Below are 26287 nucleotides of genomic sequence, written 5' to 3'. Positions count from 1 at the left end.
CGGCGACGACGCTGTTCATCGTGTCCAGCAAGACGTTCGGTACGTTGGAGACCCTCACCAACGCCCGGCTGTGCAAAGCGTGGCTGCTCGACGGGCTCGGCGGCGCGGACGCCGAGGACGCGGTCCGGAAGCACTTCGTGGCGGTCTCGACCGCCCTCGACAAGGTCGCGGACTTCGGGATCGACCCTGAGAACGCGTTCGGCTTCTGGGACTGGGTCGGCGGGCGCTACTCCATGGACTCCGCGATCGGCACCTCGCTCGTGGTCGCGATCGGTCCGGACCGGTTCGCCGAGCTGCTGGCCGGGATGCACGCTATGGACCAGCACTTCCGGACCGCCGAGCCGACAGCCAACGTGCCGTTGCTGATGGGACTTCTGAATGTCTGGTACACGAACTTCCTGGACGCCCAGACCCACGCGGTGCTCCCCTACGCCCAGCTCCTGCACCGGTTCCCGGCGTACCTGCAACAGCTCACGATGGAGTCCAACGGCAAGGGCGTGCGTTGGGACGGCACGGCGGTCGCGACCGACACCGGCGAGGTGTTCTGGGGCGAGCCGGGCACCAACGGCCAGCACGCGTTCTACCAGCTGATCCACCAGGGCACCCGGCTCGTGCCGGCCGACTTCATCGCGGTCGCACGCCCGGCGTACCCGCTCCAGGACTCCACCGAGGATGGGCAGAGCGCCGACGTGCACGACCTGTTCATGGCCAACTTCTTCGCGCAGACGCGGGCCTTGGCGTTCGGCAAGACCGCCGACGAGGTGCGGGCCGAAGGCACCGCCGAGGAGCTCGTACCGGCCCGCGTGTTCACCGGCAACCGGCCCACCACGTCGATCCTGGCTCCCGAGCTGAGCCCGTCGGTGCTCGGCCAGCTGGTCGCGCTCTACGAGCACGTCACGTTCACCCAGGGGGTCGTCTGGGGCATCGACAGCTTCGACCAGTGGGGTGTGGAGCTCGGCAAGCAGCTGGCGCAGCAGGTGACGCCTGCGGTGGCGGGTGATGCCGCCGCGCTCGCCGAGCAGGACGCCTCCACGCGCTCGCTGATCGACTACTACCGGAAGGCGCGGCCGCGATGACCGGACGGACCGCCACGGGGCACCGGGTCAACCCGCTCCGCGACCCGCAGGACCGACGGCTGCCACGGATCGCCGGCCCGTGCGGGATGGTGATCTTCGGTGTCACCGGTGACCTGTCGCGCAAGAAGGTGATGCCCGCGATCTACGACCTCGCCAACCGCGGGCTGCTGCCGCCCGGGTTCAGCCTGGTCGGGTTCGCCCGACGTGACTGGGTGGACCAGGACTTCGCGCAGATCGTCCACGATGCCGTGAAGAGCTACGCCCGCACCGAGTTCCGCGAGGAGGTCTGGCGCCAGCTCTCCGAGGGCTTCCGGTTCGTGCCGGGCGACTTCGCCGACGACGTGGCCTTCGACCAGCTCCGCCGCACCATCGAGGAGCTCGACCGGGTCCGCGGCACCGACGGAAACCACGCCTTCTACCTCTCGATCCCGCCCCGGTTCTTCGGCGAGGTCGTGCAGCAGCTGCAGGAGCACGGCCTGGCCCACCCCGAGGCGGAGCGCTGGCGGCGGGTCGTCGTCGAGAAGCCGTTCGGCCACGACCTCGCGTCGGCACGCGAGCTCAACGACACGCTGGCCGAGGTGTTTCCCGCCGAGTCGGTCTTCCGGATCGACCACTACCTCGGCAAGGAGACCGTCCAGAACATCCTGGCGATGCGCTTCGCCAACGCGATGTTCGAGCCGATCTGGAACTCCAACTACGTCGACCACGTGCAGATCACGATGGCCGAGGACATCGGCATCGGTGGCCGGGCCGGCTACTACGACGGCATCGGGGCTGCCCGTGACGTGATCCAGAACCACCTGCTGCAGCTGATGGCGTTGATCGCCATGGAGGACCCCACGGACTTCGACGCCGCGAGCCTCCGGATCGAGAAGCAGAAGGTGCTCGCCGCGATCACACTCCCGAAGCGGCTCCACCTCACCACCGCCCGCGGGCAGTACGCCGCCGGCTGGTCGGGCGGGGTGAAGGTGGCCGGGTTCCACGACGAGGAGGGGATCGGCAAGCGCTCGACGACCGAGACGTACGCGGCGATCAAGCTGGGGATCGAGAACCGCCGCTGGGCCGGCGTGCCGTTCTACCTGCGGCACGGCAAGCGGCTGGGCCGTCGCGTCACCGAAGTGGCGGTCGTCTTCAAACGGGCGCCGCACCTGCCCTTCCACACGAGCGCCACCGAGGAGCTGACCCAGAACGCGCTCGTCGTACGCGTGCAGCCGGACGAGGGACTCACCCTGAGGTTCGGCTCGAAGGTCCCCGGCACGTCGATGGAGATCCGCGACGTGACGATGGACTTCGCCTACGGCGGCAGCTTCACCGAGTCCTCCCCCGAGGCGTACGAACGCCTGATCCTCGACGTGCTGCTGGGCGACCCGCCGCTCTTCCCGCGCCACGAGGAGGTCGAGCTCTCGTGGAAGATCCTGGACCCGATCCTCGAGCACTGGGCCCGGCAGGACGAGCGCGGGAAGAGCCGGCCGGAGCCGTACGACGCGGGGACCTGGGGTCCGGCGTCGGCGGACGCGATGCTGGCTCGCGACGGACGCACCTGGCGACGGCCGTGACCGGAGGCACCTGATGATCGAGCTGACCGACACCAACGCTGCAGCGATCGCCGCGCAGTTCGTCCGCGGCCGGATGCGCGCCGGCAGCCCGGCCATGGGCATGGTGATGACGTTGATCGTCGTCGTGGCCGAGGAGGACGCCGAGACGTCGATGGCCGCCGCCCGGGAGGCCTCCCACGAGCACCCGGCTCGGGTGCTGGGCGTGATCCTCGGCGACGGCCGGGGGGCGGCCGAGGTCAACGCGCAAGTGGTGGTCGGCCAGGGCTGGGCCGGTGAGACGGCGTTGATCCGGCTCAAGGGTGAGGTCGTGAAGTACCCCGAGTCAGTCGTGCTGCCGCTGCTGCTGCCCGACTCCCCCGTCGTCGCCTGGTGGCCAGCAGACCACCCCGCCGACCCCGCGACCGACCCGCTGGGGCGGCTGGCGGGGCGTCGGATCACCGACGCGGCCTTCGTGTCGCGCGGCAAGATCAAGGCGATGCGTGAGCAGTGCGAGGTGTACTCACCCGGCAACACCGACCTGGCCTGGACCCGGATCACGCCATGGCGCGCGCTGCTCGCCGCGGCGCTCGACCAGCAGCCGCTCGCGGTGCAGCGGGTCCGGGTGATAGCCGAGCGGATCAGCCCGAGCGCCGACCTGCTGCTCGCCTGGCTGCACGACCGGCTGCGGGTGCCCGCCGAGCGTCGCAACTCGAAGGGGCCGGGCATCACCGAGGTGGTGATGGAGACCGGGGAGGGCGACATCTCGGTGAGCCGCGCCGACGGCAAGCTCGCGGTCTTCTCCTCACCCGGTCGCCCCGACCGTCCGGTGGCGCTCAAGCGGCGTGACCTGCCCGAGCTGCTCGCCGAGGAGCTGCGATGGAGTGACGAGGACGACGTCTACGCCCACACCGTCAAACGACTCCTGACGATGGACCCCGCGTGATGCACGAGCCCGACATCGAAGTACACGGTGACGCCACCCGGCTCGCAACGGCGGTCGCCGGCGAGCTGCGTCGGCGGTTGGCCGCCGTCCAGGCCCGCGGCGAGGTGCCGCACGTCGGGCTCACCGGTGGCAGCATCGCCCAACGGGTCCACGAGGAGCTCGGCCGGCGTGGCCGCGACTCCGACGTCGATTGGTCGCGGGTCGTGTTCTGGTGGGGCGACGAGCGGTACGTCGCGACCGACAGCGAAGACCGGAACGCCCGGCAGGCCCGGACCGCGTTCCTCGACGCCGTCGGCGCCGACCTCGCGAACGTCCACGAGGCGCCGGCCACCGACTCGGGGTTGTCGCTGGAGGATGCCGCGGCGGCGTACGGGCAGGAGCTGCGCGAGCACGGCGCCGGCGCGTTCGAGGTGCTCATGCTCGGCATCGGACCGGACGGCCACGTCGCGTCCCTGTTCCCCGGCCACCCCGCGCTCGGCGTCGACGACGCCCCGACGGTCGCGGTGGCCGACTCCCCCAAGCCGCCGCCCGAGCGGATCAGCCTCACCTTCGGCGCCCTCAACCGCTCGCGGGCGATCTGGCTCGTCGCCAGCGGCGAGGAGAAGGCCGAGGCGGTGGCCCGGGCCCTCGCCGCCGACGGCTCGGTCGAGGAGACCCCCGCCCGCGGTGTCACCGGCCTCCCCGACGGCGCCACCGCCATCACCTGGTTCCTCGACTCCGCCGCCGCGTCCCGCCTCTGACCCGTCAGTTGTGCAGGTTCAAACAATGCCGAGCCGTCACTTGTGCAGGTTCAGAAACGGCCGAGCCGTCACTTGCGCAGGTTCAGAAACGACCGAGCCGTCACTGATGCAGGTATCCGCCCTGAGGAACCCAGAGTCCTGACCTGCGGCGCGCCAGGTACGCCCCATGCTGGAGGCGAGTCGTCGGGTCACCGCGGGGATAGAGGTCCGCCGCGACGAAGGCATCGATGACCCACCCACCGGTCTCGTCCAGCCAGTCACGACGCTCGCCATCGGCTGGCTGGTCCTCGTGGAACGCGCGTCCGTCGTACTCCGCGCCGTACCGAAGCTCCTCGTTACCCACGTCGACCCGAAAGCGGGGGTACCCGTCGTCGTACACCCACACCTGTGGCTCCGGTGGCGGCATCCCGCTCGCCTCGAGCCAGTGCAGCCGCAGCACCGACTCCTGTGGCGACTCAGCGCGCGCGTCAGCAAGTGGTGCGAGATGTCGTAGCTGTACGACGCCACGCTCGCCGCGGAACCGCTCAACACCCCCGAGCAAGTCCTCGCGCTCCACGCCGGCGCGAAGCAAGGCGTCGATCGCCGCAAGGGCGTGGAAGCGGTTGAGACGCCGCCCGAGATCGAACGCCGTGCGGAGCTTCGTCGCCACAAGCACGCCGTTCACCACCGTGATGTCCTCGTCACGCAACTGCCGCTCCCCACTTGAGACGTCGGGTCGTCGCAGCCGACTGCCGGCCCGCGAGAAGACCTCGACAGGCGGCATCTCGTGGACCGCCGACATGGGGAGGATGTCGATTTGGTGCAGCCACGCAGCCGTGCGGTCCGTAACGATCGCGCTGGGCGGGACGACGAGAGACAGGGCCTCGGCCCGGAACTCGATGCTGTCAACAACCTGCGCGGCGGCGTACACACCGCGAAGCACGGGGCGGACCAGTCCGCGTCTGACCAGCGTCGCCAATCGGGTGCGAGACACGCCGAGCTCGAGTGCTTGGGCGGACGTGAACGGGCGCGTCAGCGGAAGCGGACATCGCTCGTCGAGGAACGGCAGGTCACCTGGGAGCCACGAGACGTGATGCGACATGGACACACTGTCGCCCGGACAGAGCCATGCGAGCGTCGGTCATCCACAGGCGTCGCCGCGCACCCGCACGAGTGACGGCTCGACGCCGTACAAACCTGCACAACTGACGGCTCGGCCGGTTCTGAACCTGCAGAAGTGACGGGTCGCGCTAGAAGATGAGGTCGCCGGACTTGCGGCGCGAACGCAGCAGCTGCAGCGCCTCGTCGAGGATGTCGGCGGCCTCGGCGTCGGAGCGGCGTTCCTTCACGTAGGCCAGGTGGGTCTTGTAGGGCTCGATCTTCGGCGCCGGCGGCGGGTTGTCCGAGTCCATGCTCGCGGGCAGCCCGCACTTGGGGCAGTCCCATGAGTCCGGCACGGCAGCCTCCACCGAGAACGTCACGACCGACCGGTGCTGGTGGGAGCAGTAGTAGGCGACGGCCTGGCGCGGCGCAGCCTCACCTCGCTCCGCCTCGCCCATGGGACCGGCACCGACCCGGCTCCCACGGATTGCGTTTCCACCTCCAGCCACGAGCGGGCTCCTCTCAGTTCTGGTAGGCCAGCAGCAGGCCCAACCCGATGATGCACGCGAACCAGACCACGCCGATTCCGATCGTGATCCGATCCAGGTTGCGCTCTGCGACCGAGGAACCGCCCAGGGAGCTCGAGACGCCTCCGCCGAACATGTCGGAGAGACCACCGCCGCGGCCCTTGTGGAGCAGCACCAGTGCGATCAAGAGCAAGCTCGTGATGACGAGCAGGATGGTGAAGAGCAGAGTCACGGTCGAGAATCCTACGTCACCGTCAGGCCGTCACAGCAGCGGCATGTCGTAGAAGCGGCAGATGCCACCGAACTCGTCAGGATCGAGGCTCGCGCCGCCGACCAGGCACCCGTCGACATCGTTCTTGTCCATGATCCCCGCGACGTTCGCCGCCTTCACCGAGCCGCCGTACAGGACCCGTACGCCGTCGGCGGCCGCGTCGCCGTGGACCTCCCGGATCCGCTCCCGGATGGCGGAGCACACCTCCTGCGCGTCGTCCGGGGTCGCGACCTCGCCGGTCCCGATCGCCCACACCGGCTCGTAGGCGACCACCAGCTCGGCGACCTGCTCCGCCGAGAAGTCGGCGAGCGAGCCGTCGAGCTGGGCCAGCGTGTACGGCACGTGCTCACCCGCCTGCCGTACGTCGAGCCCCTCACCGACACAGACGATCGGGGTCATGTCGGCTGCGACCACCCGTCGTGCCTTCGCGTTGACGACCGCGTCGGTCTCCGCGTGGTACTCCCGCCGCTCCGAGTGCCCGACGACGACGTAGCTGCACCCGAGCTTGCTGAGCATCGCCGCGGAGATCTCACCGGTGTAGGCGCCCCCGTCGTGCTCCGAGACGTCCTGCGCGCCGTACTTCACCAGCAGCTGGTCGCCGTCGACCAGGGTCTGCACGGAGCGCAGGTCGGTGAACGGCGGGATCACGACGACCTCGGCACGCTCGTGGTCGTGCTTCTTGTCGGCGAGCGTCCAGGCGAGCTTCTGGACAAGCACCACCGCCTCCTGGTGGTTCTTGTTGCTCTTCCAGTTGCCGGCCATCAGCGGCGTGCGGGACATGTGGGCTCCTCGTGGGTCGTGACGGGGGTCGTGACGTGGGCTGGGCAGCGGGTCCGGATTCAGCGTTGGAGGACGGCGATCCCCGGCAGCTCCTTGCCCTCGAGGTACTCGAGGCTGGCGCCACCGCCGGTGGAGATGTGGCCGAACGCGGCCTCGTCGAACCCGAGCTGGCGGACCGCGGCAGCGGAGTCGCCGCCGCCCACCACCGAGAGCCCGTCGACCTTCGTGAGCGCCTCAGCCACCGCGCTGGTGCCGGCGGCGAACGCCGCGCTCTCGAACACGCCCATCGGGCCGTTCCAGAAGACGGTCCGAGCATCGGCGATCGCCTCGGCGAAGCGCTCAGCGGACTCGGGGCCGATGTCGAGACCGAGCGCGTCGGACGGGATCGCATCTGCCGCGACGACCCGGGGCTCCGGCTCGCGGTCATCGGACGGGAAGGCGGTGTCGACGACGATGTCGGTCGGCAGCACGATCTCGACGCCGGACTCCTGCGCCCGGCCGAGGTACTCGCGGCAGGTCTCGAGCTGGTCGTCCTCGAGCAGGCTCTTCCCGACCTCGTGGCCCTGCGCCGCGAGGAACGTGAACACCATCCCGCCGCCGATCAGCAGCCGGTCGGCCTGGCCGAGCAGGTTGTCGATCACGCCGAGCTTGTCGGAGACCTTGGACCCACCCAGCACCACGACGTAGGGGCGCTCGGGATCGTGGGTCAACCGCCGGAGCACGTCGATCTCCGCCGAGACCAGACCACCCATCGCAGCCGGGAGCCGCAACGCCACGTCGTAGACGGACGCCTGCTTGCGGTGGACGACGCCGAAGCCGTCGCTCACGAACGCGTCGGCCAGCTGGGCGAGCTGGTCGGCGAACGAACCGCGCACCGCGTCGTCCTTGCTGGTCTCGCCCTCGTTGAACCGGACGTTCTCGAGCACCGCCACCTGACCGTCCTCGAGACCCGCCACAGTCGCGGTGGCGCTCTCCCCGACGGTGTCCGTCGCGAACGCCACGTCCTGGCCGAGCAGCTCACCGAGCCGGGCCGCGACCGGCGCCAGGGAGTACGCCGGGTCCGGGGCCCCCTGGGGGCGCCCCAGGTGCGCAGTGACGACGACACGAGCGCCCGCCGCGGCGAGCGTCTTGATGGTCGGCACGCTGGCGCGGACCCGACCGTCGTCGGTGATGACTCTCTCGCCAGCCGGGCCGTCGAGAGGGACGTTCAGGTCGGAGCGGACGAGGACCCGCTTGCCCTGGACGTCCCCGAGCTCGCCGTACTCGCCCACGTCAGAGCGTGGCGCCGATGTGGACGATCAGGTCGGCCAGCCGGTTGGAGTAGCCCCACTCGTTGTCGTACCAGCCGGCGACCTTGACCTGGTTGCCGATCACCTTGGTGAGCGGGGCGTCGAAGATGCAGGAGGCCGGGTCGGTCACGATGTCGGAGGACACGATCGGGTCGGTGGAGTAGCGCAGGTATCGACCGTCGGCCGCCGCCTTCACGATGTCGTTGACCTCGTCGACGGTCGTCTCGCGGGAGGCCTCGAACGACAGGTCGGTGAGCGAGCCGGTCGGCGTGGGGACGCGCAGCGCGTAACCGTCGAGCTTGCCCTTGAGCTCCGGCATCACGAGACCGATCGCCTTCGCCGCACCGGTCGAGGTCGGGACGATGTTGATCGCGGCGGCGCGGGCGCGGCGCGGGTCACGGTGGATGTTGTCCAGGAGGTTCTGGTCGGCCGTGTAGGCGTGGATCGTGGTCATCAGGCCCTTGTTGATGCCCAGTCCGTCATGGAGCGCCTTGGCCATCGGTGCCAGGCAGTTGGTGGTGCACGACGCGTTCGAGATGACCGTGTGCTGCTCGGGGTCGTAGAGCTCGTGGTTGACGCCCATGACGACCGTGAGGTCCTCGTTCTTGGCCGGCGCGGAGATGATCACCTTCTTGGCACCGCCGTCGACGTGGGCCTTGGCCTTGGTCGCGTCGGTGAAGAAGCCCGTGGACTCGACGACCACGTCGGCGCCCACATCGCTCCACTTCAGGTTCGCAGGGTCACGCTCCGCAAACGCGGCGATCTCCTGGTCGCCGACCTTGATCGCGGTCTCGGTGCTCGTCACGTCGGCGTCGAGTCGGCCCAGGATCGAGTCGTACTTGAGCAAGTGGGCGAGCGAGGCGTTGTCGGTGAGGTCGTTGACGCCGACGATCTCGATGTCGGCACCCGACGCACGCACGGCGCGGAAGAAGTTACGGCCGATCCGGCCGAAGCCGTTGATCCCTACGCGAACGGTCACAGTGGACTCCTGTGTGGATGGGTCGGTACGACGTCGACCCTATCGCCCGCACGGAAGATCCATCACTCGTGTCCCCGGTACGGGCGGGTAACGTTGGATCGATCCAAGCTGTGCTGGAGCAGGCGGGTCGGCTAGAGCAGGCGGGTCGCGAGGCCCGGGTACTCCACGACCAGTCCGGCCGCGTCGTAGGTCAGGTCGAAGTCGGCGCCGAACTCCGGCGCCGCGTAGCGCACGGTCCACCCGCCACCGGCGACCGGCTCGGCCGGGCCGTACCACTGGTCCAGCCGGCGGGCCGTCAGGTCGAGGCGCACGTACGCCGCCGCCGCCGCCGTCCGGTCGGCGAGATCGGTGCGGTGCACCGGCAGCGTGTTCGTCATGGCTGAGCCCTCGAGGTCGACGTCGAGCAGGCCGTCGAGCTCCGGCAGGTGGCGGCCGTCGACGGTCCACCGCTCCCCTGTGCGGGTGAGCACGACCTCGCCCGGATCACCTGGCGCCAGCGACCCGACCCATGCGGACCTGGTCCGCCAGGTGTCGTCCACCTCGATCTCGTAGGAGAGCGCCCAGGTCCGTCCGTCCTCCACCCCGGCCACGACGCCGGAGAGGGCGCAGCCGTCGGTGAGCACGCGCACGGTCACGATCTCCGTCGCGTCGCGGGCGGAGTGGTGTCGCCAGGCGGCCCGGGCGGGCAACGGTGCCAGCGTGCCGAGCTGCACGAGCTCAGGCGTCCTCGGCGAGCATCTCCGGAGTGAGCGACGCCTCGGTGTCAGGGATGCCCAGCTCCTCGGCGCGCTTGTCGGCCATCGCCAGCAACCGGCGGATCCGACCCGCGATCGCGTCCTTGGTCAACGGCGGGTCGTGCAACGCACCCAGCTCTTCCAGAGAAGCCTGCTTGTGCTCCAGCCGCAGATCACCGGCCAGCTTGAGGTGGTCGGGCACCTCGTCGCCCAGGATCTCCAGGGCCCGCTCCACGCGCGCACCGGCCGCGACAGCAGCGCGCGCCGACCTGCGCAGGTTGGCGTCGTCGAAGTTGGCCAGGCGGTTCGCGGTCGCGCGGACCTCCCGCCGCATCCGGCGCTCCTCCCACGCCATCAGCGACTCGTGCGCGCCGAGACGCGTCAGCAGCGCACCGATCGCATCGCCGTCCCTGATAACGACCCGGTCGACGCCCCGCACCTCGCGGGCCTTCGCGGAGATGCCACCGAGCCGGCGGGCGACACCGACCAGCGCGAGCGCCGCCTCGGGACCGGGACAGGTGACTTCCAAGGACGACGAACGGCCCGGCTCGGTCAGTGACCCGTGCGCCAGGAACGCTCCACGCCAAGCGGCGACTGCGTCGCAGCTGCCGCCGGACACCACCGCCGGGGGCAGACCCCGCACCGGGCGACCACGCTGGTCGAGGAGACCGGTCTGACGCGCCAGCGCCTCGCCGTCCTTGACGATCCGCACCAGGTAGCGACTCCCCTTGCGCAGGCCGTTGCCCTGCACCATCACGACGTCGGACTGGTGGCCGTAGACCTCGGCAATGTCCTTGCGCAGCCGACGGGCGGCGGCGCCGGTGTCGAGCTCGGCCTCGAGGACGATCTTGCCGCTCACGATGTGGAGGCCGCCCGCGAAGCGGAGCATCGACGCGACTTCGGCCTTGCGGCAGCAGGTCTTCGTGATCGGTGTGTTGGCCAGTTCAGCCTTCACCTGAGCCGTCATCGCCATGCGGCCGATCCTGCCATGCACGTCAACAACCCTCGGGCGGGTGGGTGGCTGATCAGGCCTCGTCACCGGCCTCGAACACCGATCGGTACGCCGAGGCGAGCAGCTCGGGCTCGTGCCGGGCCAGGGGCCGTCCGAGCTCGTCCAGCGCGGCCAGGTCCGTGACCACGAGGCGGCCACCGGACGAGGACACCGCAGCCACCAGCGCTCCGGGGTCGGACACGCTGCGCCGGTCCGCGATCACGGTGTGGATCTGCAGTCCGGGGGCGTGCTCGTAGAGCGCGCCGAGGTGCTCGTGCAGCGCGTAGCCGTGGGTCTCACCCGCGTGCGGCTCGAGGTTGAGCACCACCACCAGCCGGGCCGACGTGTGCTCGAGCGCGTCGCGCAGCGTCGGGACCATCAGGTGCGGGATCACGGAGGTGAACCACGAACCGGGCCCGAGCACCACCCAGTCAGCGTCGCGGATCGCGGTGACCGCCTCGGCGCAGCCCGCGGGATCGGGCGGGTCCAGGGCCACGGACACGATCCGCCCCTCGGTTCCGGCGACCTCGACCTGACCGCGCACGGTGCAGGTGGCCTCGGGCTGGTCGGGGTCGAGCCCACGCACCTCGGCGGTGATGTCCATCGGGGTCAGGGCCATCGGCAGCACCCGACCCTGGGCGCCGAGCAGCCGACCCACCCAGTCGAGGGCGCGGACGTGGTCGCCGAACCGCTCCCACAGGCCGACGATCAGCAGGTTGCCGATCACGTGCCCGCGCATGTCGCCGTCGCCCGCGAACCGGTGCTGCACCACGTCGGCCCAGGTGCGTCCCCACTCGTCGGATCCGCAGAGCGCCGCCAGCGCCATCCGCAGGTCACCTGGCGGCAGCACCCCGAACTCACCTCGCAGCCGGCCCGACGAGCCGCCGTTGTCGGCGACCGTGACCACGGCGGTCACCTGGTCGAGGGTGAGGTCGTCGTGGAGCAGCCGGAGGGCGCTGAGGGACGCGTGCAGCCCGTGACCGCCTCCGAGTGCGACGGCCGCCTGGGCGGTCGGCCGCACGTCACTCCCGCCCGAGGTCGCGGTGGGTCGCGCGTACGTCGTACCCGAGCAGCGCGAGCCGGGTCGCGATCTCCTCGCTCATCGCGACGCTGCGGTGCTTGCCGCCCGTGCACCCGATGGCCACGGTCATGAACCGCTTGCCCTCGGCGAGGTAGCCCTCGGCCACCTGCTGCAGCACCGGGAGGTAGCCGTCGAGGAACTCCGAGGCCCCGGGCTGGCTCTTGACGTAGTGGGCGACCGCCTCGTCCCGGCCGGTCAGGGGCCGCAGCTCGGGCACCCAGTGGGGGTTCGGGAGGAACCGCATGTCGGCGACGAAGTCGGCGTCGACCGGGATGCCGTACTTGAAGCCGAAGCTGATGATCGTCACCTTCAGCTGGGTCGTCTCGGCCGTCCCGAACGCCTCGGCGATCCGGTCGGTGAGCTGGTGGACGTTGAGGTCCGAGGTGTCGATCACCAGGTCGGCGTTGCTACGGACGTCGCCGAGCACGACCCGTTCGCGCTGGAGCCCGTCGAGCAGCCGGCCGGCGCCCTGGAGCGGGTGCGGTCGACGGGCGGCCTCCTGGCGTCGTACGAGGACGTCGTCGGTCGCCTCGAGGAACACCAGCGTGGCCTTCCGACCGGTGGCGCCCTGGGCGAGGTTGGCCGTCAGCGACTGGAAGAACGCGCCGGAGCGGACGTCGACCACGACGGCGATCGGCTGCTGGACGCCCCGGTTCTCGTCGACCAGTCGCACGACGTCGCGCAGAAGCGACGGCGGGAGGTTGTCGACGACGTAGTAGCCGAGGTCCTCGAGCTCCTTGGCAGCGGTGCTGCGACCGGCGCCGGTCATGCCGGTGACGACGACGAGCTCGCCCGTGGACTGCGCGTCCATCAACCCTCCTCCACGATCTCGCCTGTTGCTGTGTTGACCTGGGCCGTGCCGTTCGGTCCGGTGCCGGTCTGCCCATTCTGTCGACCGGTCGTCGCGACCGCATCCTTGATGGCCGTCGCGGTGCGGACGCCGATGCCCGGAACCTGCGCGATCTCCTCGACCGTCGCGGCACGCAGCTTCTTGAGCGACCCGAAGTGCTTCAGCAGCGTCTTACGACGCACCTCCCCCAGCCCGGGTACGTCGTCGAGCAGGCTCTCCACCATCGACTTGGACCGGCGCGACCGGTGGTGCGTGATCGCGAACCGGTGCGCCTCGTCGCGAGCGCGCTGCAGGAGGTAGAGCCCCTCGGAGGTCCGCGGGAAGATCACCGCGTCCTCCTCGTCGGGGACCCAGACCTCCTCCAGCCGCTTGGCGAGGCCGCAGACGGGGATGTCGGCGAAGCCGAGCTCGGTCATCGCGTCTCGGGCAGCCGCGACCTGCGGCGGACCGCCGTCGACCACCACCAGCCCGGGCACGTACGAGAACGACCGTGGTCGGCCGGTCTCGGGGTCGACCAGCATCGGCCCAGCCGCGACCTCCGACCCGGGGGGATCGACCGGCGGCGCCTCGTCGGCCAACCGCTTGAACCGACGCGTGATCACCTCGTGCATGGAGGCGACGTCGTTCTGGCCGTCGACCGATCGGATCACGAAGCGGCGGTACTCGCTCTTGCGGGCGAGCCCGTCCTCGAAGACCACCATCGACGCGACCACCTCGGTGCCCTGCAGGTTCGAGACGTCGTAGCACTCGATCCGCAGCGGCACCTCGGCCAGCCCGAGCGCCTGCTGGATCTCCTCGAGCGCCCGGTTGCGGGTCGTGAGGTCGCTGGCGCGCTTGGTCTTGTGGAGCGCCAGCGCCTCGGCGGCGTTGCGGACAACCGTCTGCTGGAGGGCTCGCTTGTCACCCCGCTGCGGGACCCGGATCCGGACCCGGCTCCCCCGCTGGTCGGACAGCAGCGCCTCGAGCGTCTCGTGGTCGGGTGGCAGCGCGGGCACCAGCACCTCCCGCGGGATCGTGTCGCCGGGGTCCGACTCCGCTTCGGCGGCGCCGTACAGCTGCAGCAGGAAGCCCTGCACCAGCTCTGGGGTGTCGCCCTCGTCGACCCGGTCGGCCACCCAGCCCCGCTGGCCGCGGATCCGGCCGCCCCGCACGTAGAAGATCTGGACCGCCACCTCGAGCGGATCCTCGGCGAGCGCCACGACGTCGGCGTCGGTGCCGTCGCCGAGGACCACGGCCTGCTTCTCCAACGCCTTCTCGAGCGCTCCCAGATCGTCACGCAGTCTGGCGGCCTTCTCGTACTCCTCCGCCTCCGAGGCGGCGTACATCTCCCGCTGGATGCGCTTGACGAACTCCGCGGTGCGACCCGCCATGAAGTCGCACAGGTCGTCGACGATCGCTCGGTGCTCGTCGGCCGTCACCCGGCCGACGCAGGGCGCTGAGCACTTGCCGATGTAGCCGAGCAGGCAGGGCCGCCCGATCTGGGAGTGCCGCTTGAACACCCCGTTGGAGCACGACCGCATCGGGAACACCCGCAGCAGCTGGTCGACGGTCTCGCGGATCGCCCACGCGTGGGAGTACGGCCCGAAGTAACGGATCCCACGCTTCTTCGCGCCGCGTCCGACCATCACGCGCGGGAACTCCTCGCTGAGCGTGACGGCCAGCCAGGGATAGGACTTGTCGTCGCGGTACTTGATGTTGAAGCGCGGGTCGAACTCCTTGATCCAGGAGTACTCCAGCTGCAGTGCCTCGACCTCGGTCTTGACCACCGTCCACTCGACCGAGGCCCCGGTGGCCACCATCGTCGCCGTGCGTGGGTGCAGGTTCGAGATGTCCTGGAAGTACGAGGAGAGCCGCGAGCGGAGGTTGACCGCCTTGCCGACGTAGATGACCCGCCCGCGCGCGTCGCGGAACCGGTAGACGCCCGGTTGGGTCGGGATCGACCCAGTTCTCGGACGGTACGACGCGGGTCTGGACGAAGTGGGGCTGGCCACGTCTCCCAGCCTACGGGCGGGGTCCGACGGTGGACCGGCGACAAGGCCGTCATACAGAAAGGCACCCATCCGGACGTGGGACGGCTCCGAATGAACGGTAAGGGGTGAGGCCCGTTCACCCATTCAGCAGGGACACCGATGAAGCGGACCACTGCCATCCTCGCGACAGCCGCTGCTGCCGCGTCGTTCATGCTCACGCCGACCACAGCCACTGCAACCGCGCAGACATCGACCGGCACGACCAGCCTGGCGGAGGTCCTCGCGGCCGACGGACTCGAGTTCGACGGCAAGTGGCGTGACTTCGACATCCTCGACCAAGCCGTGAACGACGTGATCGCCGACGACGCGGACAGCCCGGTCGCGATCCTCGCTGACGGCACTGCCAGGTTGACGGCCTTCGCGCCGACAGACCGGGCGTTCCGGCGCCTGGTCGCGGACCTGACGGGAAGCAAGCCGGCGAATGAAGCCGCAACGTACGAAGCGGTCGCGAGCCTGGGTCTCGACACGGTGGAGGCCGCCCTGCTCCACCACGTCGTTCCGGGGGCCACCATCACCTATCGCCAGGCCATGAAGGCGGACGGCGCGAGGCTGGACACGGCCAGCGGCAAGAAGATCCGGGTCGACGTCAAGCGCAGGCTCGACCGGGTGTTCCTTGTCGACAAGGACCGAAACGACCGCAACGCGTTCGTCTTGCCGCGAGCGAAGAACATCAACCAGGGCAACCGCCAGATCGCGCACGGTGTCTCGCAGGTGCTGCGGCCTGTGAACCTCTGAGGGTCGCGCGGCTCCGCCGGCGGCATGCCGGCGGAGTCGCCGCTCAGGACAGCCTGATCGCGTCGCCCTCGACGGTGATGTCGACGGCGGCCAGGTCACTGACGCTGCCGGCCTCACTGCCGCTCGGCCCGACGACGTTGGACCCGTCCTCGATCGAGAACTGGCTGCCGTGGCACGGGCACTGGATCGTGCCGTCGGTGACCTGGCCGACCAGGCAGCCCTGGTGCGTGCACACCGCCGTGAACGCCTTGAAGTCCCCCGCAGTGGGCTGGGTGACCACGACCTTCTGATCGGGAAGGATCGTTCCGCCGCCGACCGGGACGTCGGCAGCCGTCGTCAGATCGCCACCGTCGCCAGCCCCATTGCCGGCTCCGTCGCCGGCGCCGTCTCCGTCACTGCCGCAGGCCACCAGCGCCGGGGCAACCACCCCGAGCCCGGCGGCACCGGCGATCGCGTGGCGGCGGCCCAGGCTACGAGTCGATCCGTCGGTCATTCGAGCACCTTCGTCTTGGGGTGGGAACCTGCCGGACGAGTCTGGCACTCCTGCCCAAGGCCCCTAGTCCGGGTACACCTAGTACCTGGCCGTCCGCTTCGCGGGAGCCTTCTTCGCCGCCCGGGTGCCGACGTTCTTCGCCGGCTTGCCGGTCGAGTTCTTCGACACCTTCGTGGCCGCGGCCTTGGTGGCGGTCTTGGCGGCCGGCTTGGTAGCCGTCTTCTTCGCTGCGGACCGCTGCCGTGTCGGCTGCTTCGCCGCACGGCCCTCGAGCAGCGGGGCGAGGAACGTGCCGGTGTGGGAGTCGGGGTGGGCGGCGATCGACTCGGGCGTCCCCTCCGCCACCACCAGCCCGCCGCGGGAGCCGCCCTCGGGCCCCATGTCGATGATCCAGTCGGCGGTCTTGATGACGTCGAGGTTGTGCTCGATGACGAGCACGGTGTTGCCCTTGTCGACCAGGCTGGACAGCACACCGAGCAGCTTGCGGATGTCCTCGAAGTGCAGCCCGGTCGTCGGCTCGTCGAGCACGTAGACGGTCCGGCCGGTCGAGCGCTTCTGCAGCTCGCTGGCGAGCTTGACCCGCTGCGCCTCTCCCCCGGACAGCGTGGTGGCCGGCTGCCCGAGCCGGACGTAGCCGAGCCCGACCTCGCACAGCGTCTGCATGTGTCGGGAGATCGCGGGCACCGCCGCGAAGAAGTCGGCCGCCTCCTCGATTGGCATGTCGAGGACCTCGGCGATCGTCTTGCCCTTGTAGTGGACCTCCAGCGTCTCGCGGTTGTAGCGCGCTCCGTGGCACACCTCGCACGGCACGTACACGTCGGGCAGGAAGTTCATCTCGATCTTGATCGTGCCGTCGCCGGCGCAGGCCTCGCAGCGGCCGCCCTTGACGTTGAAGGAGAACCGGCCCTGGAGGTAGCCGCGCATCTTCGCCTCCGGCGTCGAGGCGAAGAGCTTGCGGACGTGGTCGAAGACACCGGTGTACGTCGCCGGGTTGCTCCGCGGGGTGCGACCGATCGGTGACTGGTCGACGTGGATCACCTTGTCAACCTCGGCGACGCCGGTGATCCGTTGGTGCCGTCCGGGGACGGTCCGGGCACGGTAGAGCTGCTTGGCGAGCGACGTGTAGAGGATGTCGTTGACCAGCGTGGACTTGCCGGAGCCGGAGACGCCCGTGACGGCCACGAACAGTCCCAGCGGGAAGGCCACGTCGATGTCGCGCAGGTTGTGCTCGTAGGCGCCCTTCACGACCAGCTCGCGGCCCTTGGTCCGCGGTCGTCGTACGGCGGGGACCGGGATCTCGCGCCGGCCGGAGAGGTACTGACCGGTCATCGAGTCGGGGTGGTCGAGCAGGCCGGCGACCGTCCCGGAGTGGACGACCTGGCCGCCGTGCTCGCCCGCGCCGGGACCGATGTCGACGACCCAGTCCGCGGTGCGGATGGTGTCCTCGTCGTGCTCGACCACGATCAGGGTGTTGCCGAGGTCCTGCAGTCGCTTGAGCGTCTCGATCAGCCGGTGGTTGTCACGCTGGTGGAGCCCGATGGACGGCTCGTCGAGGACGTAGAGGACCCCCACCAGCCCGGCGCCGATCTGGGTGGCGAGCCGGATCCGCTGCGCCTCGCCGCCGGACAACGATCCGGACGGCCGGTCGAGGGAGAGGTAGTCGAGACCCACGTCGAGCAGGAAGTTCAGCCGCTCCTGGATCTCCTTGAGCACCCGTTCGCCGATCTGCTTCTCGCGGGGGCTCAGGTCGAGGCTGCGCAGGAAGTCGGCGGTCTCGTTGATGGGCAACGCGCACACCTCGGCGATGTTGCGCTCACCGATCGTCACCGATACCGACACCGGCTTGAGGCGCGAGCCCCCGCAGGCCGGGCACGGCACCTCGCGCATGAAGCCCTCGAAGCGCTCCCGGCTGGTGTCGGACTCCGCCTCGCGGTGGCGCCGCTCGATGTAGCTCTGCACGCCTTCGAACTGGGCGTAGTAGGAACGCTCGCGGCCGTACCGGTTGCGGGTGACGACGTGGACCTTCGTCGGGTGGCCCCACAGCAGCGACTTCTGCTGCTTGGCCGTGAGGTCCTCCCACGGCGTGTCGAGGTCGAACCCGAGCTCGGCTCCCAGTGCCTCCATCAGTCGCTGGAAGTAGTCGGCGACGTGGGCCTGGCTCCACGGCTGGATCGCGCCCTCGCCCAACGACGCGGACGGGTCGGGGACGACCAGCTCGGGGTCGACCTCGAGGCGGGTGCCCAGGCCGTGACACTCCGGGCATGCACCGAACGGGCTGTTGAAGGAGAACGACCGGGGCTCGAGCTCGTCGGTGTCGATCGGGTGGTCGTTCGGGCACGACATCTTCTCGGAGAACCGCAGCTCACGGCCGGGGTCCTTCTCGTCGAGGTCGACGAAGTCGAGCACGACCAGTCCGCTGGCGAGGTTGAGCGCGGTCTCGACCGAGTCGGTGAGGCGACGCTTCGCCGACTCCTTGACCGCCAGCCGGTCGACCACCACCTCGATGGTGTGCTTGCGCTGCTTGTCGAGCTTCAGGCCCCCCGATGTCATGGTGTCGAGGCCGTGGATCTCGCCGTCGACCCGCGCTCGCGAGAAGCCCTGGGCCTGCAGCTGCTTGAAGAGCTCGACGTACTCCCCCTTGCGGCCGCGGATCATCGGCGCCAGCACCTGGAACCGCCGACCCTCCTCGAGCGCGAGCACCCGGTCGACGATCTGCTGCGGCGTCTGCCGCTCGATGGCCGCGCCGCAGGTCGGGCAGTGTGGATGGCCGATCCGGGCGAACAGCAGCCGGAGGTAGTCGTAGACCTCCGTGATGGTGCCGACGGTGGACCGGGGGTTCTTGGACGTCGACTTCTGGTCGATCGAGACGGCCGGCGAGAGGCCCTCGATGAAGTCGACGTCGGGCTTGTCCATCTGGCCGAGGAACTGCCGGGCGTACGCCGACAGCGACTCCACGTAGCGCCGCTGGCCTTCCGCGAAGATGGTGTCGAAGGCCAGGCTCGACTTCCCCGACCCGGACAGGCCGGTGAACACGATCAGGGCGTCTCGGGGCAGGTCGAGAGAGATGTCCTTGAGGTTGTGCTCCCGGGCACCCCGGATGATGAGCTGGTCGGCCACTGCGGTCCCGTCGTCGTGCGCGTGCGTGCTCGCTGTCGAACACATGTTCGTAGGTCGACCCACGGGCCGCAACCCGGCGCGCCGACCTGCCCAAGACTAGGACCCACCCCTGACAACCCGCTTCGTGCGTTCGGGTGAGCGGACATCCCGCTGGGCATCCCGCGGGACATCCCGCTGGACATCCCGTGACCGGCACGGTCGGATGAGCGGCATGGAGCACCCGATCGATCTCGACCACCTCAGCGAGGCCGGACAGCGCCTCACCCGGACCGTCGACGGCCTGCACAGCCGCGACTGGTCCGCCGACTCCCTGCTGCCGGGCTGGACCCGGGCGCACGTGGTCGCCCACCTCGCGCTGAACGGCGAGGCGCTGCGCGACGTCCTGCGCGGCGAGATCGACCACACCCAGGTGCCGATGTACGCCTCGCAGGAGGCCCGCGACGCCGACATCGAGGAGCTCTCGGGGGCCGAGCCCGCCGAGCTGCGTGACCGGCTGCTCGGCTCGCTGACGACGTTCCTCGACGTCGTGCAGTCCGTCCCCGACGACGTCTGGGACCGCCGGTTCGAGCGGACGCCCGGCGGGCAGTCGCTCCCGCTCGACGCCATCCCGCTGATGCGGGTCCGGGAGATCGAGATCCACCACGCAGACCTCGGGCTGGGCTACACGGCCGACGACTGGCCACCGGCGTTCGCCGAGACCGTGATCGGGAGCATGGTGCGTCGACTCGACCCGGACGACGGGTTCCGGGTGGCGCCACTCGACTCCGACCGCTCGTGGGACGTCGGCGCGGCCGGCGCCGACGCGCCCGTCGTCACCGGCCCGGTTGCCCAGGTGGCGTGGTGGCTCACCGGTCGAGCGCCCGGCGAGCAGGTCCGTTGCAGCCGGGGCGACCTGCCGCCGATCGGAGCGTGGTGATGGCCTACACCGGCGACGTCACCCCACGTGGCCTCGCGGACGTCCGCGAGCTCGAGCACCTGACCATCACCAAGTACGCCGTGGACCCAGAGATGGCGAACAACTGCTACCTGCTCCTGTGTCGTGACACCGGCGAACAGCTGCTGGTCGACGCGGCCGACGGCGCCGAGAGCCTGATCCAGCTGTGCGACGGGACCCTCGAGACGATCGTCACCACCCACCAGCACTGGGACCACCACCGCGCGTTGGCCGAGCTGGTCGAGATCACCGGCGCCACCACGGTCGCCGGGGCACCGGACGCCGACGCGATCACCGAGCAGACCGGCGTACCGATCGACCGCACGGTCGGCGACGGCGACACGGTCTCTGTCGGGTCGTGCGAGCTGCGGGTCATCTCGATCGCCGGCCACACGCCCGGCTCGATCTGCCTGTTGTACGACGACCCGGCGGGCCACCCTCACCTCTTCACCGGAGACTCTCTCTTCCCGGGCGGGGTGGGCGCGACGTTCGGCAACGACGAGGCGTTCCGGCAGCTGATCGACGAGGTCGAGACGAAGCTGTTCGGTCCGTTGCCGGACGACACCTGGTTCTATCCCGGGCACGGCGGCGACTCCACGCTCGGCGCCGAGCGACCCCACCTGGCCGAGTGGCGGGCCCGCGGCTGGTGAGGTGAGGAACCTCCTAGCCGGCCACCGGGTCGTCGGCCGCCATCAGCGTCGCCTGCGCGGCCAGCACCTCGTCGACGTCTCCGAAGGGGTTGCCGCCGAGGGAGACGAACTTCTCCTGGTGGCGGCGCGCCCGCGGGAAGCCCAGCCGCTTGAGCGAGTCGATCGTCGCCTTCATGAACGGCGCCGGCCCGCAGACGAAGGCGTTCCACTCGAGGCGCTCGGCGGCGAACGCCTGGAGCTGGTCGGGGGTCGGGATGCCCTGCACGGTCTCCAGCCAGTGGACGACCTGCAGCCGGTCGGGGTGAGCAGCCGCCAGCTCCCGGAGCGGCTCGGCGAAGATCACCGACCGTTCGTCACGGTTGGCGTAGAGGAGGAACAGCCGGCCCGTTCCGTCGCGCAGCGCGGTGCGGATGATCGACATGATCGGCGTGATGCCCGACCCGCCGGCGTACAGAAGCAGGTCGTCCGACAGGTCCCTCGGCACGAAGATGCCGCTGGGCGGCAGCACCCGGATCGTGGTCCCGGGCGCGACGTGGTCGTTGATCCAGTTCGACGCGTAGCCGTCGACGGTCCTTTTGACGGTGACGTTGAGGGGCTCCCCCGGCGGCACGTTGATCGAATAGCAGCGCGCCACCAGCCCGGTGCGGTCCGACGGCACGCCCAGCGTCAGGAACTGGCCCGGTGAGAACGCGAAGACGTGGGTCAGGTCCCGGGGCACGTCGAACGTCACCGACACCGCGTCGGCGGTCTCGCGGCGGACGTCGGCGACGGTGAGGCGGTACGACTGCTCGATCGGCGCGGTCACGGGGCGATTCTGCCGGGCCGCCGGCGTTCTCGGGCCTATGACCGCCAGGCGGCTGCGGTCTCCGTGTCGTGGTAACGGGTGAAGCCGCAGCCCCAGGCGATGCCGTCGTCGCCGCTGACCAGGAGCCGGGTGCCGACCGAGTACGACGGTGAGGCCTCGCTCCGGTCGGGCACGTCAGGAGGACTCATGCGCAGCTGCACCGTCGCCGCACCCTCGCCGACCAGCCACTCGTGCACCTCGAACGTCACACCTGCGTCGTCGATCGCGGTCACGGTGCCGTCGAACGCGAAATCGCGCGAGCGCACCGTGGTCGTGGCGTACTCCTGGGGGCAGTCCGTTGCCCCCTCGAACCGGACCTCGCCGGTGCGCCGGTCCTCGAGCGGGCCGTCGACCGGCGGCTGTGCCTCCTGCGGCGATCCGCCCGGCTCAGGGGTGGCCCCGCCGGTCGTGTCTGACGTGGCAGCCGGCTGCGTCGGCACATCGCTCCCGGTGGTCGCGGTGGTCTCCCCTGACGTCCCGCACCCGACGAGCACGAGCAGGGTCACCAGGGCAGGCAGCAGTGAACGAGACATGAGGATCAGACGTACGACGCAGCGCGACGGTTCCGCAACTCGGACGCGACCCTGCACCTACACTCCCGGCCATGGACTCGGGGGTCTTCGTCGTCTTGTTCGTGATCGTCGCGGCCGCGGCGGTCGGAATCGGCATCCTCGGCCACCTCGCGGCCAAGAAGCGGCGCGAGGGCATGGCCGCGCTGGCGTACGCGCGAGGCTGGACCTACACCGAGCGCGACGACCGGTGGCACGACCGCTTCCAGGGCTCGCCCTTCGGGCTCGGCCACACGCGCCGCAGCACCAACGTCCTGCAGGGCAGCTACGACGGACGGCCCTTCGTGGCCTTCGACTTCGTGTACCACACCACCCAGGTGCAGACGACGGGCAAGACAACGACCACCCGGCAGGTGCCGCACCACTTCGGGATCGTCGCCCTGGACATGGGCACGGCTTTCCCGCCGCTCGAGGTCACGCCCGAGGGCTTCGTCGGACGCTTCATCGGCCGGCTCACCGACAGCGACATCGAGCTCGAGTCCGAGGCCTTCAACCGTGCCTTCACCGTCACCTGTCCGGACCGCAAGTTCGCATCCGACGTGCTGCACCCGCGGATGATGGAGGTGCTCCTCCAGTACCCCGAGTCGGCGTTCCGGTTCGAGCGCACCTGGATCCTCGACGTGGAGTCGGGCACGGTCCCGCTGGAGAGCATCGTCCCCCGGCTGCAGCGGGTCGACACGGTCGTCGACCAGATCCCCGAGTTCGTGTGGCGGGAGGTGCGCGGGTGACTCCCGGCCAGGTGGCGACCAGCGCACTGGTCGGTGCGGCGCTCGTCGTACTGCTGTCGGTCGTCGTCATGTACAACCGCTTCGTCCGCCAGCGCGCGCTGGTCGACGAGTCCTGGGGTCAGACCGACGTGGAGCTCACCCGGCGACACGAGCTGATCCCGAACCTGGTCGCGACCGTGCGGGGGTACGCCGAGCACGAGCGAGCGGTCCTCGAGGCCCTGACCCGCGCGAGGGAGCAGGCACGGGCGCACAAGGACGACGGTCCTCACCAGCGCGAGCCGTTCGAGGACGACCTGGGTCGGGCGGTGGCAGGCGTGCTAGTGCGGGCGGAGGCCTACCCCGACCTGAAGGCGAGTGCCGGCTTCCTCGCGCTCCAGGACGAGCTGACCAACACCGAGGACCGGATCGCTGCCGCGCGGCGGTTCTACAACGGCAACGTCCGCGCGTACAACACGCGGGTCTCCACGTTCCCGTCGAACCTGATCGCGTCGGTGTTCTCGTTCCGCCCCCGCGACTTCTTCGAGCTGGCCGACTCCGCAGCCCGCACCGCGCCGACGGTCGACCTGTAGCCGCCGGCACGGCTCGGCTCACAGCATCCGGGCCAGGATTCTCGGTCGCAGGTTCGTGACCAGGTGTGCCGCCAATGCCGCGAAGAACGCGATGTGGGCACCCACGTGCAACCAGAGCACCCCGTCGTCACCGCTGAGCACGAGCACCAAGCCGGTCAGCGGGACGACGAACAGCAGCGCGAGCAGCGCCCGCTCGGTCCAGTGGACGAGGCGTCGCTCGGGCTCGGACAGGTGCTCCGACCAGCTCGGGAACCCGTCGACGCTGCGCCACACGAGTCGCACGACGGCCAGAGCGAAGATGGTCAGACCCAGCAGGAGGTGGACCTCGGGACGATCGACGGGCCCGTCCAGCAGGTCGAGGCCGACGCGCGCCTCGCAGAGCTCCTCCAGACGGTCGAGCCGCTCCTCCTCCGCGTCGCTCGTGTCGCCCCCGCTGCGGTCCTCCCCCGGCGGGTCGCAGCTCGAGTCGAGATCCATCGTGTAGCCGACGACGAACTGCGCGGCGATCACCACGACCGTCAGCCAGTGCAGCACCTTGCTCACCAGGCCGTATCCCTCGGGTCGGGTCCGCAGCGTCATGCGGACACCCTAGGGAGCAGGCAGGTCCCCGGTGCTCACCTCCCGCCGGGCGATATTCGGTGGTGGCACGATGCCTCCGGCTCGTACCGTCTTCCGCGATGAGCGCCCGGATGCACGCGGACCAGGTGGACGTCGACGAGGAGCTGGTACGCCGGCTGCTGGCCGAGCAGTTCCCTGACTGGGCCGGGCTGCCGCTCGCGCCGGTCGCCGAGCAGGGCACCGACCACGCACTGTTCCGACTGGGGACGGAGCTGGTGGTGCGACTGCCGGTGATCGGCGGGGCGGACGGACAGGCGGCTCTGGAGGCTGAGTGGTTGCCGGGGCTGGCACCCGACCTGCCGCTGGAGTTGTCGGTCCCGCTGGCGCTCGGAGACCCGGGTCTCGGCTACCCGTTCCGGTGGTCGGTCAACCCCTGGTTGACGGGCGACCGGTTGGACCCGGCGTCGGTGGTGGCGGTCGAGCTAGCGCGCGACCTGGCCGGCTTCGTCCGTGCCGTGCGGTCGTGCGACACCACCGGCGCCGGCCGGTTCGGCTCCCGCGGCGGACCGCTGTCCGAGCCCGAGCGTGACGCGAGCACGCGTGCGGCTCTCGGCGCCATCGGCGATCTCGTCGACGCCAGCGCTGCGCTCGTGGTGTGGGACGAGGGCTGCGCCGCGCCGGCGTGGGACGGGCCACCCACGTGGTTCCACGGGGACCTGACCGCAGGGAACCTGCTGGTGCGCGACGGCCGGCTCAGCGGAGTGCTCGACTGGGGCCCGTTCGGCGTCGGCGACCCAGCGGTCGAGCTCCACGCGGCGTACCAGCTCTTCGACTCCGACGGGCGTACGGTCTTCCGCGGCTACCTCGACGATGACGACGCGATGTGGGCGCGAGCTCGCGCCTGGGCAGTGTCGATCGCCGCCATGGAGGTCGCGTACTACCGGCACAGCCGACAGGAGTTCGTGTCCCGCAGCATCCGGGCGATCGAGCAGGTGCTGGCGGATCCTATGTCCGTCGGTTGAAGCTGAGGTCGCCGTCGGGTTGGCGGTGGGTGTCGTAGCGGTGATCGTGGGCGCGGTGGTGGTGCCAGCTGCAGAGCAGGACGCCGTCGGCGAACTGCGGGCGGAGCCCGACCGACCGCTGAGCGGTCATGGCCGTTGAGCGGACGGGAAATCCGCCCAGAGTGACCTTGTGCTGCAGTCCCTAAGACGCAGGTCGGCACTGGGGCTCCGACCGGTCCATCGAGCACGAGATGATCCTGCATGAAGGCTCGCGATAGAGGCGTTCCACGCTCATTGCGGAGGCCGCACGCCAGTGCCAGACTGGACGGTCGGGATCTCTCCTGGGAGGGGTGGAGGAGATGCGCCTCCGGCTCATCGGATCACTCGTCATTGCAGTCCTGACCGCAATGTGCGCGGGACTGACGCTCGCGGCGGCAGCACCCGCGGCCCCGGAGCGAGATCCGGATCGACTGGATGCCTATACGGTGACCGTCGCTCCGTCCCAGCTGCCGGCCATCGCCGAGCAGGGCTTCGAGGTGAGCGGACAGCGTCCGGTCAAGGGTGGGGTCGAGCTCGACCTGGTCATGGACCGGGCGCAGGCCGACAAGCTCGAGGCCCAGGGCATCGGCGTCAAGCTCACCCGGGTCAAGGGTGGCATGACGGTCCGCCAGTTCGCCGCCGAGCAGGCCGTCGGTGGCTTCAATGTCTGGCGCTCGTACGACGAGTCCGGCGGCATCCGCGACCAGCTCTACGCTGCGGCCCGCAACAACCCCCAGCTGGTGAAGCTCGAGGTCCTCGGCCATACCGACCAGGAGCGCGAGATCATCGCTGTCAAGTTGACCCAGGGCGCTCGAGGCACCCCGGACGGTACGCGTCCGGCCGTCCTGTACAGCTCCACCCAGCACGCGCGTGAGTGGATCTCCACCGAGGTCAACCGGCGGCTGATGAACCACTACATCAGCCGGTGGCGGGCCAACGACCGTGAGGTCCGCAAGCTTCTGCAGACGACCGAACTCTGGTTCATCCTCGTGGCCAACCCCGACGGCTACCAGTACACGTTCGACCACGAGCGGCTGTGGCGGAAGAACCTCCGCGACAACAACGGAGACGGAGAGACCCAGGTCGGCGACGGCGTCGACCCCAACCGCAACTTCCCCAACCACTGGGGCTACGACGAGGAAGG

Annotated in this window: 28 protein-coding genes; 11 read left to right on the top strand and 17 right to left on the bottom strand. The window is 70.1% G+C overall.

Translation table 11 applies throughout. The features are described from left to right. The 4 genes from pgi to pgl all read left to right on the top strand — a co-directional run. The coding region (gene pgi, locus VFZ39_RS17795; RefSeq protein WP_330867131.1) for a glucose-6-phosphate isomerase at nucleotides 1-1076 on the top strand (1076 nt) is incomplete at its 5' end. Beyond that, a complete protein-coding gene (zwf, locus tag VFZ39_RS17790; RefSeq protein WP_330867130.1) occupies nucleotides 1073-2632 on the top strand; it encodes a glucose-6-phosphate dehydrogenase in 1560 nt (519 codons plus the stop codon). The genes pgi and zwf, both read left to right, overlap by 4 nt. Before the next feature lie 13 nt (nucleotides 2633-2645). Continuing rightward, the gene (locus VFZ39_RS17785; protein ID WP_330867129.1) at nucleotides 2646-3554 is read left to right on the top strand and encodes a glucose-6-phosphate dehydrogenase assembly protein OpcA; all 909 of its coding nucleotides are present in this window, start codon (nucleotides 2646-2648) and stop codon (nucleotides 3552-3554) included. Next, nucleotides 3554-4294, top strand: a complete 741-nt coding sequence (gene pgl, locus VFZ39_RS17780; protein ID WP_330867132.1) for a 6-phosphogluconolactonase — start codon at nucleotides 3554-3556, stop codon at nucleotides 4292-4294. Before VFZ39_RS17785 ends, pgl begins: the two co-directional genes overlap by 1 nt. Nucleotides 4295-4394: 100 nt before the next feature. On the opposite strand, the gene VFZ39_RS17775 is transcribed toward pgl, so the two are convergent. From VFZ39_RS17775 to uvrC, 11 genes are all read right to left on the bottom strand, one after another. Next, on the bottom strand, nucleotides 4395-5375 hold the full coding sequence (locus tag VFZ39_RS17775) for a type IV toxin-antitoxin system AbiEi family antitoxin domain-containing protein (protein ID WP_330867128.1): 981 nt from the start codon (nucleotides 5373-5375) through the stop codon (nucleotides 4395-4397). 148 nt (nucleotides 5376-5523) lie between these two features. After that, nucleotides 5524-5883 (bottom strand): RNA polymerase-binding protein RbpA, encoded by a 360-nt coding sequence (locus VFZ39_RS17770; RefSeq protein WP_330867127.1) that lies wholly within the window; start codon nucleotides 5881-5883, stop codon nucleotides 5524-5526. 13 nt (nucleotides 5884-5896) lie between these two features. Beyond that, a complete protein-coding gene (gene secG / locus VFZ39_RS17765) occupies nucleotides 5897-6133 on the bottom strand; it encodes a preprotein translocase subunit SecG (protein WP_330867126.1) in 237 nt (78 codons plus the stop codon). A gap of 30 nt (nucleotides 6134-6163) precedes the next feature. Further along, entirely contained in the window at nucleotides 6164-6952 is a 789-nt protein-coding gene (tpiA, locus tag VFZ39_RS17760) for a triose-phosphate isomerase (protein ID WP_330867125.1), read from the bottom strand. A gap of 59 nt (nucleotides 6953-7011) precedes the next feature. Beyond that, on the bottom strand, nucleotides 7012-8223 hold the full coding sequence (locus tag VFZ39_RS17755) for a phosphoglycerate kinase (protein ID WP_330867124.1): 1212 nt from the start codon (nucleotides 8221-8223) through the stop codon (nucleotides 7012-7014). Between the two features lies 1 nt (nucleotide 8224). Next, nucleotides 8225-9220 carry a type I glyceraldehyde-3-phosphate dehydrogenase gene (gene gap / locus VFZ39_RS17750; RefSeq protein WP_330867123.1) on the bottom strand — a complete coding sequence of 332 codons (996 nt, stop codon included), beginning with the start codon at nucleotides 9218-9220 and terminating at the stop codon, nucleotides 8225-8227. A gap of 131 nt (nucleotides 9221-9351) precedes the next feature. After that, nucleotides 9352-9933, bottom strand: coding sequence for a putative glycolipid-binding domain-containing protein (locus VFZ39_RS17745; protein WP_330867122.1), 582 nt, complete (start codon nucleotides 9931-9933; stop codon nucleotides 9352-9354). 4 nt (nucleotides 9934-9937) lie between these two features. Beyond that, a complete protein-coding gene (whiA, locus tag VFZ39_RS17740) occupies nucleotides 9938-10927 on the bottom strand; it encodes a DNA-binding protein WhiA (RefSeq protein WP_330867121.1) in 990 nt (329 codons plus the stop codon). 52 nt (nucleotides 10928-10979) lie between these two features. Continuing rightward, nucleotides 10980-11966, bottom strand: a complete 987-nt coding sequence (locus VFZ39_RS17735; protein ID WP_330867120.1) for a uridine diphosphate-N-acetylglucosamine-binding protein YvcK — start codon at nucleotides 11964-11966, stop codon at nucleotides 10980-10982. A 1-nt stretch (nucleotide 11967) separates the two neighbouring features. Continuing rightward, a complete protein-coding gene (gene rapZ / locus VFZ39_RS17730; protein WP_330867119.1) occupies nucleotides 11968-12837 on the bottom strand; it encodes an RNase adapter RapZ in 870 nt (289 codons plus the stop codon). Further along, nucleotides 12837-14936 carry an excinuclease ABC subunit UvrC gene (gene uvrC, locus VFZ39_RS17725; RefSeq protein ID WP_414690314.1) on the bottom strand — a complete coding sequence of 700 codons (2100 nt, stop codon included), beginning with the start codon at nucleotides 14934-14936 and terminating at the stop codon, nucleotides 12837-12839. Before uvrC ends, rapZ begins: the two co-directional genes overlap by 1 nt. A 69-nt stretch (nucleotides 14937-15005) precedes the next feature. Here uvrC and VFZ39_RS17720 point away from each other — a divergent pair, with 69 nt between their 5' ends. After that, nucleotides 15006-15641, top strand: a complete 636-nt coding sequence (locus tag VFZ39_RS17720; protein WP_330867117.1) for a fasciclin domain-containing protein — start codon at nucleotides 15006-15008, stop codon at nucleotides 15639-15641. A gap of 43 nt (nucleotides 15642-15684) precedes the next feature. Here the strand turns inward: VFZ39_RS17720 and VFZ39_RS17715 are convergent, their stop codons facing one another. Next, on the bottom strand, nucleotides 15685-16134 hold the full coding sequence (locus VFZ39_RS17715; protein ID WP_330867116.1) for a Rieske (2Fe-2S) protein: 450 nt from the start codon (nucleotides 16132-16134) through the stop codon (nucleotides 15685-15687). 78 nt (nucleotides 16135-16212) lie between these two features. Then, a complete protein-coding gene (uvrA, locus tag VFZ39_RS17710) occupies nucleotides 16213-19251 on the bottom strand; it encodes an excinuclease ABC subunit UvrA (protein WP_330867115.1) in 3039 nt (1012 codons plus the stop codon). Between the two features lie 211 nt (nucleotides 19252-19462). Here uvrA and VFZ39_RS17705 point away from each other — a divergent pair, with 211 nt between their 5' ends. Together VFZ39_RS17705 and VFZ39_RS17700 are read left to right on the top strand one after the other, a co-directional pair. After that, nucleotides 19463-20167: a maleylpyruvate isomerase family mycothiol-dependent enzyme gene (locus VFZ39_RS17705; protein ID WP_330867114.1), complete on the top strand. Its 705-nt coding sequence runs from the start codon at nucleotides 19463-19465 to the stop codon at nucleotides 20165-20167. Next, nucleotides 20167-20835 (top strand): MBL fold metallo-hydrolase, encoded by a 669-nt coding sequence (locus VFZ39_RS17700; RefSeq protein WP_330867113.1) that lies wholly within the window; start codon nucleotides 20167-20169, stop codon nucleotides 20833-20835. The genes VFZ39_RS17705 and VFZ39_RS17700 overlap by 1 nt, the downstream gene beginning before the upstream one ends. 13 nt (nucleotides 20836-20848) lie before the next feature. Here VFZ39_RS17700 and VFZ39_RS17695 read toward each other — a convergent pair whose 3' ends face one another. Next, nucleotides 20849-21640, bottom strand: coding sequence for an FAD-binding oxidoreductase (locus VFZ39_RS17695; RefSeq protein ID WP_330867112.1), 792 nt, complete (start codon nucleotides 21638-21640; stop codon nucleotides 20849-20851). 35 nt (nucleotides 21641-21675) lie between these two features. Beyond that, a complete protein-coding gene (locus tag VFZ39_RS17690) occupies nucleotides 21676-22212 on the bottom strand; it encodes a hypothetical protein (protein WP_330867111.1) in 537 nt (178 codons plus the stop codon). 71 nt (nucleotides 22213-22283) lie between these two features. Here VFZ39_RS17690 and VFZ39_RS17685 point away from each other — a divergent pair, with 71 nt between their 5' ends. Together VFZ39_RS17685 and VFZ39_RS17680 are read left to right on the top strand one after the other, a co-directional pair. After that, nucleotides 22284-22976, top strand: a complete 693-nt coding sequence (locus VFZ39_RS17685) for a DUF3137 domain-containing protein (RefSeq protein WP_330867110.1) — start codon at nucleotides 22284-22286, stop codon at nucleotides 22974-22976. Continuing rightward, on the top strand, nucleotides 22973-23545 hold the full coding sequence (locus VFZ39_RS17680) for a LemA family protein (RefSeq protein ID WP_330867109.1): 573 nt from the start codon (nucleotides 22973-22975) through the stop codon (nucleotides 23543-23545). The genes VFZ39_RS17685 and VFZ39_RS17680 overlap by 4 nt, the downstream gene beginning before the upstream one ends. A gap of 18 nt (nucleotides 23546-23563) precedes the next feature. Here VFZ39_RS17680 and VFZ39_RS17675 read toward each other — a convergent pair whose 3' ends face one another. Then, a complete protein-coding gene (locus VFZ39_RS17675) occupies nucleotides 23564-24124 on the bottom strand; it encodes a cytochrome b (RefSeq protein WP_330867108.1) in 561 nt (186 codons plus the stop codon). Nucleotides 24125-24222: 98 nt separating this feature from the next. On the opposite strand from VFZ39_RS17675, the gene VFZ39_RS17670 reads away from it, so the two are divergent. After that, on the top strand, nucleotides 24223-25125 hold the full coding sequence (locus VFZ39_RS17670; protein WP_330867107.1) for an aminoglycoside phosphotransferase family protein: 903 nt from the start codon (nucleotides 24223-24225) through the stop codon (nucleotides 25123-25125). Here the strand turns inward: VFZ39_RS17670 and VFZ39_RS17665 are convergent. Next, entirely contained in the window at nucleotides 25109-25255 is a 147-nt protein-coding gene (locus VFZ39_RS17665; RefSeq protein ID WP_330867106.1) for a hypothetical protein, read from the bottom strand. The two genes, VFZ39_RS17670 and VFZ39_RS17665, sit on opposite strands and share 17 nt — an antisense overlap. A 334-nt stretch (nucleotides 25256-25589) precedes the next feature. On the opposite strand from VFZ39_RS17665, the gene VFZ39_RS17660 reads away from it, so the two are divergent. After that, nucleotides 25590-26287 (top strand): M14 family zinc carboxypeptidase (locus VFZ39_RS17660; protein WP_330867105.1); only part of this gene is annotated, 698 nt, incomplete at its 3' end.

This window comes from Nocardioides sp. (genome assembly GCF_036374615.1).
In the GTDB taxonomy this organism is placed as follows: domain Bacteria; phylum Actinomycetota; class Actinomycetes; order Propionibacteriales; family Nocardioidaceae; genus Nocardioides.
Note: the sequence above shows the minus strand (reverse complement) of the source record. Positions and strands in the feature narration are given on the sequence as shown.